Origin of the sequence: Pseudomonas sp. UV AK001, from assembly GCF_046097675.1 — a bacterium.
GTDB lineage: Bacteria > Pseudomonadota > Gammaproteobacteria > Pseudomonadales > Pseudomonadaceae > Aquipseudomonas > Aquipseudomonas kribbensis.
On sequence record NZ_JBJUVZ010000001.1, the window covers coordinates 861,773 to 879,244 of the forward strand.

Sequence of the window (17,472 nt, forward strand, 5' to 3'; positions counted from 1 at the left end):
GACTTTTCGCCCATTCCCTCGGCGGCAACCCGGCACTCGTGGAACTTGCTGGTGAGCTGCGATCTGGCGGAGGGGCAGTTCAGGATGGTCTCGCAGGCGCGGTTCGGGCTGGATACCCGTTTGCTCAAGGAGATGGTTTTGAGTTGATGAGCGGGCTTATCGATTTGCATAACCTCATCACCCAACGGTCTAAACCGCGACCTATAAATCCCTGTTGCTCATCGCACATCCCTGCATAAACCAAACCGCAGGGATGGCTGTTCATGATTCGATTTTCACACGTTAAATCCCCCCTCGAGCCTGGCCTTGCTGCTGACGATCAACATACTGTCCGCGAATGCGGCTGACGACAGCGCAAGCGTGAAGACTCGCCGAGCTGGACACCTTGCTTGAGCGGTAATTACTAATTGTATGGGCGGCGATCCTGCTGAACTGACTAATCAGGCAGTTGGAACGTTCTGGCGGAAATTTGAAATGTTGGGGGGTAACTGGCTTTGAGTTGTTCTGCAACTGTCATATCTGACAGTGTCGAGCCAGTATTTTTTGAGTTAGAACAGACAGCGTCGGATTCATGTTTTTGGCAGAAACCTGAGGAGGGCGGTAGTTATGACGATGCAGGTCGGGTCCAAATCGCCGAAATATCAATACTGCTGCGTTGACCAATCTGCGTTGGCGCATTGGTTGTCGACTAAAATTGCGCCTTATGTTGACGAGCGATTACCGCCTTGCATGTCTCCTGATCAGGTCACGTATTTGGCTGCACTTTTCGCGGTCACCATGACGATTGGAGTGTATTTAACGCCGTCCGGTTGGACGACTTTTATGCTCCCGGTTTGGGGGGGCATGTCATGGATGTATTGCATCCTTGATCACGTAGATGGGGTACGGGCGCGCAACCTGGGCAGGAGTTCTGCTTGGGGAGAGTTTCTGGATCACGGTATCGATTCAGGGGTGGTCAGTTTAGTGGTCGTGTCAATCCTGATGTGTGGAGCGGCTAAAGAAGTTAATGCAATTACGGCCGTCTTTTTTCTCTGCACTGTCGGCTTGGCCACGGTCATGGTTTGGTTAGGACAATACACATCTGGTCGGTTGAGCCTGCCTGTGTTGGGCCCTGTGGAAGGTGTTTTCGTCGCATCGATGTACATGCTCGCTTGTATGTTTTCCACTCTGAATCGAGGTCTGTCCTTCGAGGTGTTACCAGGTCTCCTGGTGATGGATGTCGTGCTTATCGTTGTGAGTACGGTAATTTTGGGTGCGGTTGCCTGGCGGTCGATCCGTGCACCGCGTGATATGAGGTTTGCACTGCCGTTTTTAATTGGCTGTTTGCTGATGATTTCTACCGTTGCATCGAATGTTTCATCGCTCTTTCTTGTATTGTGGCTGTCAGCATTGGGCACCATGCATCACGCAGCAGTTATCATCGTTGCGCATTTGATGCAATCGACTATTTCGCCGGGGTATCAAGTATCTGTGGTCATTTTTCCACTGATAGTATTTGTGTTTTTTTGGCTATCTTTGCCTGGGGCTGATTGGCTCTGGGTAGTACCTTGCTGCGTCGCCATTAGTCTGATTCGTGTGTGGGTGCAGGCTCGACAGTATCTGTATTGAACTCGGTAAATACACTGATGCTTCACTCTGACATTAAACCGGGTAATGATTTTGGGCAGAAAAAAAGAATAACCTCAGCACCCAACGGTCTAAATCGAACTCTATAAATCTTCATTCGCCATCGCACATCCCTGCATAAACCAAAACGCAGGGATGGCTGTTCATGATTCGATTTTCACCCGTTAAATCCCCGTTGAGCGTGGCCTTGCTGCTGGCGATCAACACACTGCCGGCGATAGCTGCCGAAAGCAGTACTACAGAACCGACCACTCAACTGCAACGAGTCGAAGTCACCGGCACCGCGATCCGCCGGGTCGATGCCGAAACCGCCGTGCCGGTCACCATCCTTCGGGTGGAAGAATTGCAGAAGCAAGGTGTGACGACGACTGAAGAGCTGGTCAACCGGATCTCTGCCAACCAGTCCTCCGTAGGCTCCGGACGTTCGGTGGGTTCGAGCAGCGGCGGGGCGTCTTATGCCGACCTGCGCGGTATCGGCCCGAACAAGACGCTGGTGCTGCTCAACGGCCGCCGCTTGAGCAATAACGCAACCAACGCCATTAATGGCTCCGGTGTGGACCTCAATACCATTCCGTTCGCCGCCATCGACCGGGTCGAAGTCCTGCGCGATGGGGCTTCGGCGCTATATGGCACCGATGCGATTGGCGGGGTGATCAACTTCATCACCAAGACCAGCCTCAACGAAGGTCAGATCAGTACGAGTTACGACACGCCGACGCACTCCGGCGGCGGTGAAAGCCGTAACTTCAGCGGCAGCTGGGGATTCGGTGATTTGCAGGACGATCGCTTCAACGTCTTCGGCGTCGTGAGTTACGACAAGCAGCAACGGCTGGCGGCTGAAGATCGCGGTTACACCTACAACTACCAGCCGGGGCGCGGGCTCGATTACACCTCCGGCACGGCATCGCCGGCCAACTGGAGCCAGGGCAGCAACGCTACCAACCCGTTGGCGGGATCCGGTTGCAACGCGCCGGGGCTGCTTGCACGTAACGGTATCTGCCGCCAGAGCCTGTGGAGTTACCTCGATCTGGTCCCGGAAACTGTAAAGACTTCGGCCTTCGCCAAAGCCACCGGCAAGCTGTCGGACGATCACAACGTCAGCCTCGAATACTTCTGGGCGCGCAATGAAAACCGCACCCAGATCGGTCCCGGCACCCTGATGGGTAATCAGGTCAATCCCGGCACGGCGTTTTATCCGGGCAACGGCATCACCCCCGCGCCGAGCGGTTTTGCCCTTGATCCGACGCAGCCGGTGGACGTGAACTGGCGCGAAACGGCGGTCGGCGCCCGTCGCCACGAAGACGACAACACCGGTCAGCGCCTGCTGCTGAATTTCGACGGCACGCTGGTTGGGTGGGATTACAACCTTGGCGCTTCGTACAACCAGAACAAAGTGGTCAACACGATCCGCAGTGGCTACGTGAACGACCGCGCCGTCAGCCAGGGGATCGCCAACGGCGTGATCAATCCGTTCGGGCCGCAGACGGCTGCCGGTTCGGCATTGCTGGCGGCCAACGCGGTGGACGGTGATTACGCAACTGCCGTGGGCCGGGTGAAGGCGATTGACGGCCGTGTCAGCCGCGAGATCGGCGACTGGTTCGGTGCTGGTCCATCGGCATTGGCACTGGGCGGCGAGTATCGCAAGGAAGACTTCCATCAGGATTTCGCCGCGTTTGCCGGTGATGTGCAGAGCCTCGGCGTGGACCCCAACGGCAGCGTGTCAGGGGATCGCAGCGTCTCGGCGCAATATGCCGAGGTCAATGTGCCAGTGCTCGACAGCCTGGAATTGTCCGCTGCCGTGCGGCACGACAAGTACAGCGATTTCGGCAGCACGACCAACCCGAAATACTCGTTCCGTTTCCAGCCGTTCAAGGAACTGGTGGTTCGCGGCGCGTATAGCGAAGGTTTCCGCGCACCGTCGCTGTATGAACTCTATAACCCGAATTTCACCACTTTCACCAACGCCAACTACAACGACCCGCGCCTGTGCGCCGGGGGTAATCCGAGCAATGGCGGGATCGCCAACCGCGACTGCGCCCAGCAGTTCAACCGGACCACGGGCGGCAACACGGACTTGAGCCCGGAAACCGCACGCAACGTCACCGTCGGTTTCGTTTATCAGCCGTTCGATCGCCTGACCACCGGGCTGGATTTCTGGTGGATCAGCATCGCCAACCAGATCGCCGAGTTCCCCGAGTCCGCAGTGTTCGAAAATCCGGAGCTGTATCCGGAGCGTTTGATCCGCAAGCCTGACGGCTCCATCGATCACGTCGTCACCGGTCTGGCCAACCTCGGCAAGATCAAGACTAACGGCGTCGACGTGAGCTTCGACTATCGCCTGCCGAGCACGCCATACGGTGATTTCGGCATCGGCCTGCAAGGCACCTACGTCAGCCGTTACGAGTATCAGCAGCAGCTCAAGGGCGATTTCATCGACAAGCTCGGAGATTTTCGCGGGGGTGACTTCGCGTCGGCCGGCGCGGTGGCCCGCTGGCGTCACAGCCTGACCGGCAGCTGGAATTACGGCCCGTTCGGCGCGAGCCTGACCAACCGCTACACCAGCGGTTATCACGACTCGGATCGCGAGACCCACGACTACGTCGGCTCCTACAACGTCTGGGACGTGGCCGGCACCTACACCTGGCGCAAGACCCTGGCAGTGACGCTGGGGGTAAAAAACCTGTTCGATCGCGAGCCGCCTTTCAGTAACCAGACCTACACCTTTCAGAGCGGCTACGACCCGAAATACGGCGACCCGTTTGGGCGAACGCTGTACACGCGGCTCAATTACAAGTTCTGAGAATGACCAGACATGGCCGGTTTTAGTAACCCATCGTTCTAAAGCCGGCCCTATAAAAAGTGCCCGCCTGTTGCACAACACAATCAGGCAGGCGGTTAAAGGATCTGCCCATGTTTTCCAGACTCACTTTGCTGGGCGTATGTCTTCTGCTGAGCCCTGCGATATTTGCGCAGCCTCAGCATGCCCTCACGGTCTACGGCGAAGCCCCGAAGTACGCCCCGGACTTCCAGCACCTGGCCTACGCCAATCCCGATGCGCCCAAGGGCGGCAGCCTGCGGCGTTCTTCGCTGGAAAGCGGTCCGTTCGATCACCTGATTCCCTACATCGACAAAGGCACCGGGGTTGCCGAAATCGACGGCTGGCTCTACGCGCCGCTGGCTTATCGCAGCAAGGACGAGCCTTACAGCGTCTACGGTCTGGTGGCCCAGCGGATGGAGCTGGATGCGGATCGACGCTGGGTACGTTTCTATCTCAATCCAGAGGCGCGTTTTGAAGACGGTACGCCGATCACCGCCGAGGACGTGCGCTACACCTTCGAGCTGTTTACCACTCAGGGCAGCCTCAAGTACCGGCAACAGTTTCGCGATGTCACCGAGGTGCAGGTCGAGTCGCCAACCCAGGTGCGCTTCGTCTTCAAGAGCAACGACAGCCGCACTTTGCCGCTGGACCTGGCGGTACTGCCTGTTTTACCTGAGCACTGGTGGCGTACCCGGGACTTTGCCGAGGGCGCCGGTTTCGAGATTCCGCCCGGCAGCGGCCCTTATCGGATCAGCGCGGTGGATGCTGGTCGCAGTGTGAAATTCCAGCGGGTTCAGGACTGGTGGGGCAAGGATTTGCCGGTCACCCGCGGGCTCTACAACTTCGATCAGCTGAGTGTGGAGTTCTTCGCCGACACCGACGTGTCGCGACAAGTGCTCAAGTCCGGCGGCTTCGATTACAACCGCGAATTCTCCGCCACCAGTTACACCATCGGTTATGCCGGCGCAGCGCTGGAGCAGGGCAAGTTGTTGCGCGAACACCTCGCACCCGGCGCGGCTCAAGGGGCTCAGGGTTTCGTGTTCAACCTGCAGAAGCCGATGTTTCAGGATCGGCGGGTGCGGCAGGCGATTGCCATGCTCTGGGATTTTGAATGGAGCAACCGGCAGATGATGCGCAGCATGTACTTGCGCCAGCGCAGTTTTTTTTCCCATAGCGCGCTGTCGGCCACTGAGTTGCCGGACGCCGAAGAACTGAAAATCCTCGAACCCTGGCGCGGCAAGATCCCCGATGAGGTGTTCAGCCAGGTGTTCGAAGCGCCCCGCACCGACGGCAGCGGCAACATTCGCGCGCAACAATTGCAGGCGTTGAAACTGCTGGACGCCGCCGGCTGGAAACCCCGTGGCGATCAACTGGTCAACGCTGCCGGCGAGCCGCTGCAATTCACTTTTCTCAACGGCCAGAAAGGCTTTGAGCGCTTGTTGCTGCCGTTCAAACGCAACCTGGCGCAGATCGGCATCGGCTTCGATATCCGTCAGGTCGACACTGCGCAATACACCAATCGCGTGCGCAGTCGCGACTACGACATGATCGTTGTCGGTTACCCGGTGAGTCAGGCGCCAGGGCGCGAAATGTTCAATTACTTCGGATCCGACGGAGCCGATGATCCGGGCTCCAACAACTACATGGTACTGCGCGATCCGGCGGTGGATGCGTTGCTCGAAGGCGTGGTGCAGGCCGACAGCCGTGAAAGCCTCTTGCGCCATGCCCGTGCCCTGGATCGGGTGCTGCAGTGGGGCTACTACTGGATTCCCAACTATTACCCGCCGGGCATTTCCACGGTGTGGTGGAACCGTTTTGGGCGACCGGTGATTGCACCGCTGTATGACGCCGGCCTCGACACCTGGTGGGAAATCAGCCCCACGGCATTGACCGCTACTCAGGCGCAAAAACAGCAAAAGGAGTTTGCACATGTGGGGTTATAGCCTGCGGCGTCTGCTGCTGATCGTGCCGACATTGCTGGCGATTCTGCTGGTGAACTTCGTGATCGTGCAGGCCGCGCCCGGTGGCCCGGTCGAGCAGGCCATCGCCCGTCTGCAGGGGATCGGTGTCGGCGGGGCGGTAGGCGCAAGCCATGTCGAAACCATTGGCGGCGAGTCCCGCGCGACCCGTGGCCTGGAGCCGAAGCTGGTGGCCGATATCGAGCGCCAGTACGGTTTCGACAAACCCGCCAGCGAGCGCCTGTGGCTGATGCTCAAGAGCTACGCGCAACTGGATTTCGGCAAGAGTTTCTTCCGAGGCGCGACGGTCACTGAACTGATCTGGCAGAAACTCCCGGTGACCTTGTCGTTGGGGCTGTGGGCGACGCTGATCACCTACCTGGTGTCGATCCCGCTGGGCATCCGCAAGGCCGTGCACAACGGATCGGCGTTCGATGTCTGGAGCAGCGCGGCGATCATCATCGGTTATGCGATGCCGGGGTTTCTGTTTGCGCTGCTGTTGATCGTGGTGTTTGCCGGCGGTACGGCGCTGGACTGGTTTCCGGTGCGCGGGCTGGTTTCGGATAACTTCGCCGAGCTGACGCTGTGGGGCAAGGTGGCCGATTACTTCTGGCATCTGGTATTGCCGGTCAGCGCACTGGTGATCGGCGGTTTCGCGACCCTGACGATCCTGACCAAGAACAGTTTTCTCAACGAAATCTCGCGACTGTATGTGGTCACGGCCCGGGCCAAGGGACTGAGCGAGCGGCAGGTGTTGTACGGGCATGTGTTTCGCAACGCGATGCTGTTGGTGGTCGCCGGGTTGCCCCAGGCTCTGGTGACGGTGTTCTTCGGCGGTTCGTTGCTGATCGAGGTGATCTTCTCCCTCGACGGCCTCGGACGCCTGAGCTACGAAGCGGCGGTGTCGCGGGATTACCCGGTGGTGTTCGGTTCGCTGTTCATCTTCACCCTGTTCGGGCTCTTGATAAAACTGCTGGGCGACCTGTGCTACACGCTGGTCGATCCGCGTATCGACTTTACGGCGAGGGCTGCCTGATGCTGACGCTTTCTCCCATCGGGCAGCGCCGCTGGGCGCGGTTCAAGGCTCACCGGCGCGGCTGGTGGTCATTGTGGCTGTTTCTCGCACTCTTCGGATTGAGCCTTGGAGGTGAACTGGTCGCCAACGACAAACCTTTGCTGGTGACGTTTCAAGGTGAATGGTACTTCCCGGCCTTCAAGCGTTACACCGAGCAGGATTTCGGCGGCGAGCTGCCATTTCAACCGGACTATCGCAGCGTCCAGGTGCGCGAGCTGATCGAGGGGCAGGGCGGGCGAATGTGGTTTGCGCCGATCCCGTTCGGTTTCGACACGGTCAATTACGACCTCACGGAGCCGGCACCGAGCCCGCCCTCCGGCGACAACTGGCTGGGTACCGACGATCAGGCGCGGGATGTGCTGGCGCGGGTGATTTTCGGCACCCGGGTGTCGTTGCTGTTTGCCTTGGCACTGACCGCCACCAGTGCGCTGATCGGCATCGCCGCCGGTGCCTTGCAAGGCTATTACGGCGGTTGGGTCGATCTGCTCGGGCAGCGTTTGCTGGAGGTCTGGTCGGGGCTGCCGGTGCTGTATCTGCTGATCATTCTGTCCGGATTCGTCGAGCCGAATTTCTGGTGGCTGCTGGGGATCATGGCGCTGTTTTCCTGGCTGAGCCTGGTGGACGTGGTGCGCGCCGAGTTCCTGCGTAGCCGTGGGCTGGAGTACGTGAAAGCTGCGCGAGCTCTGGGAGTCGGCGATGCGCAGGTGATCGTGCGGCACATCCTGCCCAACGCCATGAGTGCGACGCTGACGTACCTGCCGTTCATTCTTACCGGGGCGATTGCGACCTTGTCGGCACTGGACTTTCTCGGCTTCGGCATGCCGGCGGGCAGCGCTTCGCTGGGTGAATTGATCGGTCAGGGCAAGACCAATCTGCAAGCGCCTTGGCTGGGCCTGACGGCGTTCTTTGCGCTGGCGCTGATTCTTTCATTGCTCGTCTTCATCGGCGAAGCCTGCCGTGATGCCTTCGACCCGAGGACTTGATATGCGTGAACATTTGATCGAAATACGCGACCTGCGGGTTGCCTTCAAAGGCCAGGAAGTGGTCCACGGCATCGACCTCGACATCCGTCCGGGTGAATGCCTGGCGCTGGTGGGCGAGTCCGGTTCCGGCAAGTCGGTGACGGCCCACAGCATCCTGCAACTGCTCGACCCGAACATCACGCAGATCGAAGGCAGCATTCGCTATGAGGGCGAAGAGTTGCTCGGCGTGCATGAGCGTTATCTGCGGCAATTGCGCGGCAACCGGGTCGCGATGATCTTTCAGGAGCCGATGAGTTCGCTGAACCCGCTGCACAGCATCGAGCGGCAACTGGGCGAAAGTCTGGCGCTGCACAAAGGCCTGGCCGGGGCGGCGGCGCGGGAACGGATTCTGGAGTTGCTGGAGCTCGTGGGCATTCAACGCCCCCATGAACGCTTGAAGGCTTACCCTCATCAGCTTTCCGGCGGGCAACGGCAACGGGTGATGATCGCCATGGCGCTGGCCTGCGAGCCGCAACTGCTGATCGCCGACGAGCCGACCACTGCCCTCGACGTTACCGTGCAACGCAAGATCCTGCTGTTACTCAAGGATCTGCAACAACGACTGGGCATGGCGCTGCTGATCATCAGTCATGACTTGAATCTGGTGCGCACCATCGCCCAGCGGGTGGCGGTGATGCGCGCCGGCGAGATCGTCGAACAAGCGACTTGCGAGCAGTTATTCCGGGCGCCGCAGCATCCCTACAGCATCGAACTGCTCAATGCCGAACCCGGAGGCGTGGCGCTGCACAGGGTCGGTGCGGAGGATCTGCTGCAAGTACGCGATCTCAACGTGCGCTTCCGGCTCGGTGGTGGCTGGCTGCGCCGCAAGTCCTGGCTGCACGCAGTCAATGGCATTGATCTGAGCCTGCAACGTGGCCGGACCCTGGGAATCGTCGGTGAATCCGGTTCGGGAAAGTCCACCCTCGGGCAGGCGATCCTGCGTCTGATCGATGCCGATGGTGGCATCTGTTTTGACGGTGAAGCGCTGGAACATTTGAGCGGTAAACAACTGCGGCCGCTGCGCAAGCGCCTGCAAGCGGTGTTTCAGGACCCGTTCGGCAGTCTCAGTCCGCGCTTGTGTGTGGCGCAGATCATTGCCGAGGGGTTGCAGGTTCACAGTGACTTGAGTGCGCGGGAGCGCGAGCAGGCCGTGATCGATGTCTTGCGGGATGTCGGACTCGACCCGGCGACACGTCATCGCTATCCCCACGAGTTCTCCGGCGGGCAGCGGCAACGCATCGCCATCGCCCGGGCGCTGGCGCTCAAGCCGGATCTGATCCTGCTGGACGAACCCACCTCGGCACTGGATCGCACCGTACAGAAACAGATTGTTGCGCTGTTGCGCCGATTGCAGGAGGAACATGGTCTGACGTATTTGTTCATCAGCCATGATCTGGCGGTGGTGCGGGCGCTGGCCCATGATCTGATCGTGATGAAGGATGGCGAAGTGGTGGAACGAGGAGAAACGGACGCGTTGTTCGGCTCGGCGCGGCATCCGTATACACAGGAGTTGTTGGCAGCGTCGTTTGCCGGTTTGAGCGCCTGAAATGACAAATCCCGCCACAGGGGCGGGATTTGTTCGCAGTCTGGCTGCCGACTTACGCCGGGAACAGCTCGGACAGCTTCATCGACAGCATCATGTCGCCTTCAACGCGCAGCTTGCCGCCCATGAAGGCTTGCATGCCGTCGGTTTCGCCGCTGACGATGCCTTTCAGGGTTTCGCTGTCCAGCACCAGTGTGCAGTTGGCGTCAGCGTTTTCGCCTTCCTGGATGTCGCAAGTGCCGTCTTTGACGATCAGAGCGTATTGCTTGTCTTCGTCAGTGATGTTGAAACCGAAGACCAGATCCAGGCCGGCAGCAGCGGCTGGGTTGAACTTGGCTTGCATTGCTTTTACGGCATCAGCTACGGAGGTCATGGTTCGATCCTTTTTGGTTGATTGCAGCAGGGTCACAGTAATCCGGACTCAGCGGAAAGTGATGAGTTCCGGGGCCTTCAGCAGTTGCAGGTGTGCATGACTGTTGAAGGAAGCCAGAGCCACCTCGCGACCGCGGAACTTCAGCTGGTTGAGCGAGGTGTTGACGATTTGCCAGTTCAGTTCAAAGGCCTGGCGGGCAGGCATTTGTGTGATCAGGTGGAGCAGGGCGGTGATGGTGCCGCCCGAGGTAAACACGGCGATTTTCTGGGTGTTGTCGGCCTGATCGAGAATGCGGTTCAGACCGGCCTGGACTCGTTCAACGAACCCCAGCCAGCTTTCCAGGCCGGGCGTGTCGTATGTGCCGGCCAGCCAGCGTTCGATGATCAGGGCAAAGATGCGCTGGAACTCGCCACGGTTCTGTGCGGCGTTGCGCAGGATGTCCAGCGCTTCGGGTTCTTCGGGCAGCATGGCCGGCAGCAGGGCGCGGATCACGGCGTCGGCGTCGAACTCGTTGAAGGCCGAATCGATTTCCAGGGCAGGGACCGGCAGGCCGGCAGCGGCGAACTGTTCCAGCGCGCTGTTGGCCGTGTGTTGCTGACGGCGCAGGTCGCCCGACAGGCAGCGGTCGAAGCTGATTCCGAGTTCGGCAAGGTGACGGCCGAGAATTTCTGCCTGGCGTACGCCGGTCGACGACAGGACGTCATAGTCGTCTGCACCGAAGGAGGCCTGGCCATGTCGAATCAAGTAGATACTGCCCACGTCCGCGTCATCCCGGTACGTTGAAGGTTGTGGCGAGGTTATGGGGATGGCAGTGAGCTGTCAATGAAAAAACATACGCTTGTTTGAAATGCCCGTTACAGGCCTGTTTCCAGAGGTTTCACGGCTGGCCGACGAAGCATCGCATGGGTATGCTGGAAGCATCCCGCGCATCGCAAGTCATAGCGCATCGTTTGAAGGAGTCACTGTGGAGTTTTTGACCGAATACGCCAGTTTCCTGGCCAAGACCGTCACATTGGTCATCGCCATTCTGGTGGTGCTGGCCAGTTTCGCTGCATTGCGCAGCAAGGGCCGACGCAAGTCAGCGGGCCAGTTGCAGGTCAACAAGCTCAATGATTTCTACAAGGGCCTGCGCGAGCGCCTGGAGCAGACGCTGCTCGACAAGGATCAGCTCAAAGCCCTGCGCAAAGGCCAGGCAAAGACAGAGAAGAAACAGAAAAAACAGCACGAAACCAAACCCCGGGTCTTCGTGCTGGATTTCGATGGTGACATCAAGGCATCCGCCACTGAGAGCCTGCGTCACGAAATCACCGCATTGCTGACCCTGGCCACCCCGAAGGACGAAGTGGTCCTGCGTCTGGAAAGTGGTGGTGGCATGGTGCACAGCTACGGTCTGGCGTCGTCGCAACTGGCGCGCATCCGGGAGGCGGGCGTGCCGCTGACCGTATGCATCGACAAGGTCGCGGCGAGCGGCGGCTACATGATGGCGTGCATCGGCGAGAAGATCATCAGCGCGCCGTTTGCCATCCTCGGTTCCATCGGCGTCGTAGCGCAGTTGCCCAACGTCAATCGACTCTTGAAGAAGCACGACATCGATTTTGAAGTACTCACCGCCGGCGAGTACAAACGCACCCTGACCGTGTTTGGTGAAAACACCGAAAAGGGCCGGGAAAAGTTCCAGGAAGACCTGGATATCACCCACAAACTGTTCAAGAACTTCGTCGCCCGTTATCGCCCGCAACTGGCGATCGACGAAGTCGCCACCGGCGAAGTCTGGCTTGGCCTCGCTGCGCTGGAAAAACAACTGGTGGACGAACTCAAGACCAGCGACGAATACCTGGCCGAGCGCGCCAAACAGTCCGAGGTTTATCACCTGCACTATGCCGAACGCAAAAGCCTGCAGGAGCGCATCGGAATGGCGGCCAGCGGTTCAGTGGATCGCCTGCTGCTGGGCTGGTGGAGTCGACTGACCCAACAACGTTTCTGGTAACGGGTTTTACGCTCGTGCTGCCATGGCGTGCGAGCGTATATCAACTTCAATACGCATACCGGTCTTATCTATCTATTTCATTGTCTCGAATTGTTGTTTGATTGAATCCGAAAGCATCAGTTATTCGTACTGTTTTCGAGTGTGGCGGCACCTTAGTCTGAGTGTTCTTTTTCAGATCAGGGATGTCGAACATGGATGTCGAAAACCGCCTTGAAGCAATGCCTGTAATGACGCCGGAAGAACAGGGCATTTTCTTTGATTTACTCAAACAACAAATGCCATCCTGGCTGCTCAATGCACCGGTCAATGATCGAAATGTTCTCTATAACAGTCTGAAATCCAGCTTTCAGTCTCGACAGATTCTTCTCAAACAGTTGCAGGCACTGAAGTCTCCGGAACATTTTTGTGCGCCGTTGCTGGCCAAAGCCATGTCAGACAAGCTGGGCGAACCATTCGATGTCGCAGGTGCGGTTTTTCAGCATGTGCGTTCTACGTCGAGCCTTTTGGGCCTGCGCAAGAAACTGGTCCTGCCTATAGGCCGGGATTTGCTGACCGCAGCCTGCGAGAACTTCGAACTGACCGAAACGCTGCCCGGCAATTACCACGAGCTTTCGCTGCTCTACATTCCGGAGCAGGTAACGGGGAAAACGAGTCGCGTGCTGGCAATCAAACCTCACGAGTTCGCCATCTTGTGTCGGGATCTCGATCTTGGGAAACAGTACCGGAAACATATAGAGACATTATTTGGCGATGGCGCACGACCTGCAACTTTACTTGATGCCTCCGTTGCCTGTTTTCGCGATCGGTTTGAAGTCGATCGGCATATTGCATATTTGCGCGGGCATATCAGTGTCAGTGTTTATCAAAGGCTCAAGTCGGTTGCAGTTTCGCAGCCTGGCGAGAATGCACTTGAATATCAGAATATTGAAATACTTGGCGTCACGCTGAGAGGGCCGATGTTTATCGGTTCGGTCATGGCGTCTACGGGCAACGTTGATCGTTGTGTCGTTTACATACCCGAAGACCCGGATCATCCGTTGAAAGAGTACGCATCCTTCCTCGACTTTGAGACCAGCCTCAGCAAACGCTTGAAAGACACCGGATTCCGAAGATTTTTCATGCGCTTCGTCACGCTGCGGGATCGCCCGTCATTCCTCAAGGGCGTTGACGTCCGACTGCTGAGTGTCGGGCCGCTCCACCTTCCTTTTGATACCCCGTATTTACCGCTTACGGTCGCGTACCCGGAAGGTAAAGCGAAAACGGAGCTCTTTCTGGCTCTCTTTCAACATCGAGCCGAACAGGTTCGGGCCGATGCCAGACTGCTGGTCGTGTCCACGGATGATGAAGATGAAAAAACACGCCAACAAAGGCTCGAGACCTACGAGTCCATCGGCGTCAATACATTGCTGTTCCTGGCCTCCTTTGTACCGGTTCTTGGAGAGGTCATGTGTGCGGTGGCCGGCCTGCAGTTGCTCGAGGAAGTTTACGAGGGCATCGACAGCTGGGCGCATGGCGATCAGGAGAGCGCGACGGACTACCTGTTCGACACCCTTGAAAACCTGATACTCATGGCGACCTTTTCGGCAGGCAGCGCAGCGGCGGGCAAAGCCTATCGAAGTGTCCGGACGTCGAGTTTCGTGCAGGGACTGAGGCAGGTGCCGATCGGCTGGATGTCCCGACGGCTCTGGAATCCCGATGTGTCGGCTTTGCGCATGCCCGAGAGCCTGCTCGATCGGCTTCCGGCCGATGAACGTGGCCTGATCGTGCGCGACAACCACCGGCTACTGAAATTGGGCAGCCACACCTATACGGTGCAACCTGTGCCAGGCAGCGGGCTTTGGGAAATCGGCAATCTACAGGCATCGGCGCGTTACCGCCCCCCGCTTGAGACCAACGGGATGGGGGCCTGGCGTCATCAGAGTGAAACACCGCAGGACTGGAGCTTGCTCACGCTGTTTCGTCGTACCGGTTATCGCGAAGAGGCGATACCGGATGACCGTGCCCTGCAGATCCTCGCTGCCAGCAACGTCGATGAGTCTGCAATGCGGCAGGCGATCATCAGCCTCAACAGACCCATGGCGATACTGACGGACACTGTGCGCCGGTTTCAGGCCGACACCGAGGCCGGGCATTTCATGGCCACGGTGGCGTCACCCTTGTCTGCGCAACAGGCAGACGCGGACCTGCAGTTGTATTTGCTGACATCGGTGGGGCACTGGCCGCAGGATCTGGCGATTGTTGTCACGGATACTCAGGACATCGAGTTCGCACGGTATGGGGATCTCAACGCCCCTCGATCCGTCACGGTAAACCAGGAGGTGCTTCGAAAAGCAGCGTTCTATTCGCCGTTGCTGGCTGCACTTAGCGAACGCGAACGCTTGCATCTGCTGGGCGATGCGACTGAAGACCCGAACCTGCAAGGCACATTGCTGGCCGAGCACATAGGCGAACTCGCCCCCTTTCAGCGGATCGCCTTGACGGACCGTCTGTACCGCCGAACGGACATTATCGGACAGTCGAAGGCCGAACCGGTCCTGGCAACGTTCGCGAATCTGCCGGCCATTGTTGCCGATGAGCTGGTGCTGCATGCCGACCGCAGTGAATGGCAACAACTGGCGGCTGGCAAGGTGCCGTTGCGCCTGGCCGAAGAAGCGCGACGCTATCAAGCGATTCTGCGTCTGAATCGTGCCTTTGAAGGTTTGTACCTCGACGCTGCCTGCGGTCGGGACGTGGACAGGCTGATTCTTGATACCTTGAGTCATCTTCCGGGCTGGCCGGGCGATGTGTATATCGAGATTCGTGATTGGGCAGCGACGAGTGCGGAGGAAAGCGCAAGCGTCGGACTGCCAGACGCGCGGTGCAAGGTGATTATCGAGGCCTTCGCTGACAGGTATATGGGAATGGACACTGAAAAAAACCTGGTCTCCAGTTCCCTGATGCGCACTCGCACGGATTTCTTCCGGGTGCTTTGGGAAAGCCTGCCGGTTCACAGTCGCCAGGCGCTAGGGCCCGAAACGGGAGGTCAGGGAATGCGCCAGAAGATCACGTCACTGGCGCTGCAGCGACGTGAGGAAATCCGCGCACTGCTGGGCATCGCAGCGCCGGACAGGCGTTACCGTTCACCGATGGGGCTTGCGGATCGGCGAGTCGAACGCTCTGTGCCTCTGACCGGCGGCACAGAGGCTGTCGGGAGCAGGTCAGCTGTTCTGGTGCAACGGGCACGCGAGCTGTATCCGTCATTTTCGTCCGCTCAAATCGATCAGTTCCTTTTGTCGCTCGACAGCAATGACGTGTTGGCCATCAGAGCGCTGGAGAACATGCGGGAGCAATATCAGGCATTGGTTCAAGCACTCGAGCGCTGGATTCATCGCACGACGTATTATCAGGCTGGAGACGGTACCAGGCGTCAGGTGCCAGCGCACAACAAGACACGGGCAACACAAGCGATATTGCGCGCCTGGCGCAGGGAGTCTGCCGTTGCTTCAAACGCCGGATACTTCCAGCATCCTTTGACGCTGGATGGCATTCCTCTGGGGGACTTGCCGGTCTTGATCGGTGACTTCAGCCATGTCGATGCGTTGCACATGAATGCCGTTGGAGCCGGTTCCGGGCTGAACAGTTTCCTGCACAATTTCCCGGGATTACGCATGCTGAGTCTGACCAGCAATGAACTGACGCGCATTCCCCAGGCCATTGAAACAATGCCCGGACTGACAGTGCTGGATTTGAGTGACAACCGGATTCAGCTGATTGAGCAGGCGATGAGCACCCTGGCGCCCCTGGAGCATTTGCAGTCACTGGATCTGAGTTTCAACCCGACGCTGGGGCGCCCGCCACGGGTCGGTACACTGCGCAGATTGCGTCACCTGGGTTTGCGTGAAACCGGCATCAGCGAGTGGCCGGCTGAGACGGAGGGGCTGGCGGCTCTGGAAACCCTCGACCTGCGCGACAACCTGATCGTCGAAATACCTCGGTCTGTATTCGATGCACCTGAAGCGTTGAACAGAGGCACCCAGGTTGATGGCAATCCGTTGTCGGAGGCGAGTCTTCAGGCGATTGCGACCTATCAGCAGTCTCAAGGTATCAACCTGGGTGTGATCACGCCTGATTACGCCACTGCGCAGCACTCCGTCGCCGATGGCGCAAGCTCTGGCTGGGTGATCGGCTTGCCCGCTGTGAGGGTGTCGCGGGTCAAGGAAGTGTGGTCGACGCTGTCGGCCGATCCGCAATCCAGGAGCTTTTTCGACGTTTTAAAGGCGTTGCGTGGTAGCGCCGATTATTCACATTCGCTGGGTGAGCTGTCTCAGCGAGTCTGGAATATGCTGGAAGCCGCGTGTGAAAGTGACAGGCTGCGTCGCATACTTTTTCGCATGGCCTGGGCGGGCAGGGTGAGCATGGTCAATGCCGCTGAGGTGTTCAGTGATCTTGAAGTCAGAGTCTTGTGCGATCAGGTCGTGGCGGATCAATCGTCGGGCGGGTCGGTGGAAGGGCGATTGGTCCGGCTGTTGCGGGGGCGGTTTCGATTGCGGGAAGTCGAAAGACAAGCATCGATGGACGCCGCCCGCCGAGCCGGTTCAGGTCCGTTCACTCGCGAGCAGATGCTGGAACTCAGCCTGCTTTACCGCGTACGACTGGCGCAACGTCTGGAACTGTCTGCTCAGCCCGAAGCGTTGAACACACGGCTCGATGTCGAGGTTACTGATGCGCAGATCGAGCATGTGTATGGGGAAGTGCAGAGGCTTGAGCAGACGACTCAATTGTCAGTGTCGATGAGCAATCAGGAGTTCTGGTCCGAGTACCTGAGGGCAACCCATGAGGGGGAGTTTTCGGCCGCTCTGGAACGCTGCGCAGCGTCACTGGCGCAACTGGAAAGGCGCAACGATTTGTCCCGGCAAGCGGCTTCACGGCAGGTGACGATAATTCTGGAGAATCTGAGAAATGAAAATACAGACGTGTTGAGAAGGCTGACCAATGAGGCGCTGGCTCGGCACTCTGACACGAGGCAGGCGACAGGGGCGTCAGAACAGCAGCAGGAGAATGTGCAAGGAAATGCCCCGAACCCGTGATTGG

The 17,472-nt window shown here is 58.6% G+C and carries 10 protein-coding genes and 1 pseudogene; 9 read left to right on the forward strand and 2 right to left on the reverse strand.

Annotated elements, in window-relative coordinates; genetic code table 11:
* Positions 1–3: 3 nt before the first annotated feature.
* The 7 genes and pseudogenes from ACKLNA_RS04000 to ACKLNA_RS04030 all read left to right on the forward strand — a co-directional run.
* Positions 4–147 (forward strand): annotated as a pseudogene (locus tag ACKLNA_RS04000) (RES domain-containing protein); the annotation flags it as partial.
* Between the two features lie 459 nt (positions 148–606).
* Positions 607–1,608, forward strand: coding sequence for a CDP-alcohol phosphatidyltransferase family protein (locus ACKLNA_RS04005; RefSeq protein ID WP_408984934.1), 1,002 nt, complete (start codon positions 607–609; stop codon positions 1,606–1,608).
* A 163-nt stretch (positions 1,609–1,771) separates the two neighbouring features.
* Complete coding sequence (locus tag ACKLNA_RS04010) at positions 1,772–4,426, forward strand: TonB-dependent receptor (protein WP_408984935.1); 2,655 nt, start codon at positions 1,772–1,774, stop codon at positions 4,424–4,426.
* A gap of 110 nt (positions 4,427–4,536) precedes the next feature.
* Positions 4,537–6,387, forward strand: a complete 1,851-nt coding sequence (locus ACKLNA_RS04015; RefSeq protein WP_408984936.1) for an extracellular solute-binding protein — start codon at positions 4,537–4,539, stop codon at positions 6,385–6,387.
* Positions 6,374–7,438 (forward strand): microcin C ABC transporter permease YejB, encoded by a 1,065-nt coding sequence (locus tag ACKLNA_RS04020; RefSeq protein WP_408984937.1) that lies wholly within the window; start codon positions 6,374–6,376, stop codon positions 7,436–7,438. The genes ACKLNA_RS04015 and ACKLNA_RS04020 overlap by 14 nt, the downstream gene beginning before the upstream one ends.
* Positions 7,438–8,460 carry an ABC transporter permease gene (locus ACKLNA_RS04025; RefSeq protein WP_408984938.1) on the forward strand — a complete coding sequence of 341 codons (1,023 nt, stop codon included), beginning with the start codon at positions 7,438–7,440 and terminating at the stop codon, positions 8,458–8,460. The genes ACKLNA_RS04020 and ACKLNA_RS04025 overlap by 1 nt, the downstream gene beginning before the upstream one ends.
* Before the next feature lies 1 nt (position 8,461).
* On the forward strand, positions 8,462–10,045 hold the full coding sequence (locus tag ACKLNA_RS04030) for an ABC transporter ATP-binding protein (RefSeq protein WP_408984939.1): 1,584 nt from the start codon (positions 8,462–8,464) through the stop codon (positions 10,043–10,045).
* 52 nt (positions 10,046–10,097) lie between these two features.
* Here ACKLNA_RS04030 and ACKLNA_RS04035 read toward each other — a convergent pair whose 3' ends face one another.
* On the reverse strand, positions 10,098–10,415 hold the full coding sequence (locus tag ACKLNA_RS04035; RefSeq protein WP_114883460.1) for an SCP2 sterol-binding domain-containing protein: 318 nt from the start codon (positions 10,413–10,415) through the stop codon (positions 10,098–10,100).
* A gap of 48 nt (positions 10,416–10,463) precedes the next feature.
* Positions 10,464–11,174 carry a histidine phosphatase family protein gene (locus tag ACKLNA_RS04040; RefSeq protein ID WP_408984940.1) on the reverse strand — a complete coding sequence of 237 codons (711 nt, stop codon included), beginning with the start codon at positions 11,172–11,174 and terminating at the stop codon, positions 10,464–10,466.
* 205 nt (positions 11,175–11,379) lie between these two features.
* On the opposite strand from ACKLNA_RS04040, the gene sohB reads away from it, so the two are divergent.
* Positions 11,380–12,402: a protease SohB gene (gene sohB / locus ACKLNA_RS04045; protein ID WP_408984941.1), complete on the forward strand. Its 1,023-nt coding sequence runs from the start codon at positions 11,380–11,382 to the stop codon at positions 12,400–12,402.
* Between the two features lie 191 nt (positions 12,403–12,593).
* Positions 12,594–17,468, forward strand: coding sequence for a dermonecrotic toxin domain-containing protein (locus ACKLNA_RS04050; protein WP_408984942.1), 4,875 nt, complete (start codon positions 12,594–12,596; stop codon positions 17,466–17,468).
* Positions 17,469–17,472: the final 4 nt, after the last annotated feature.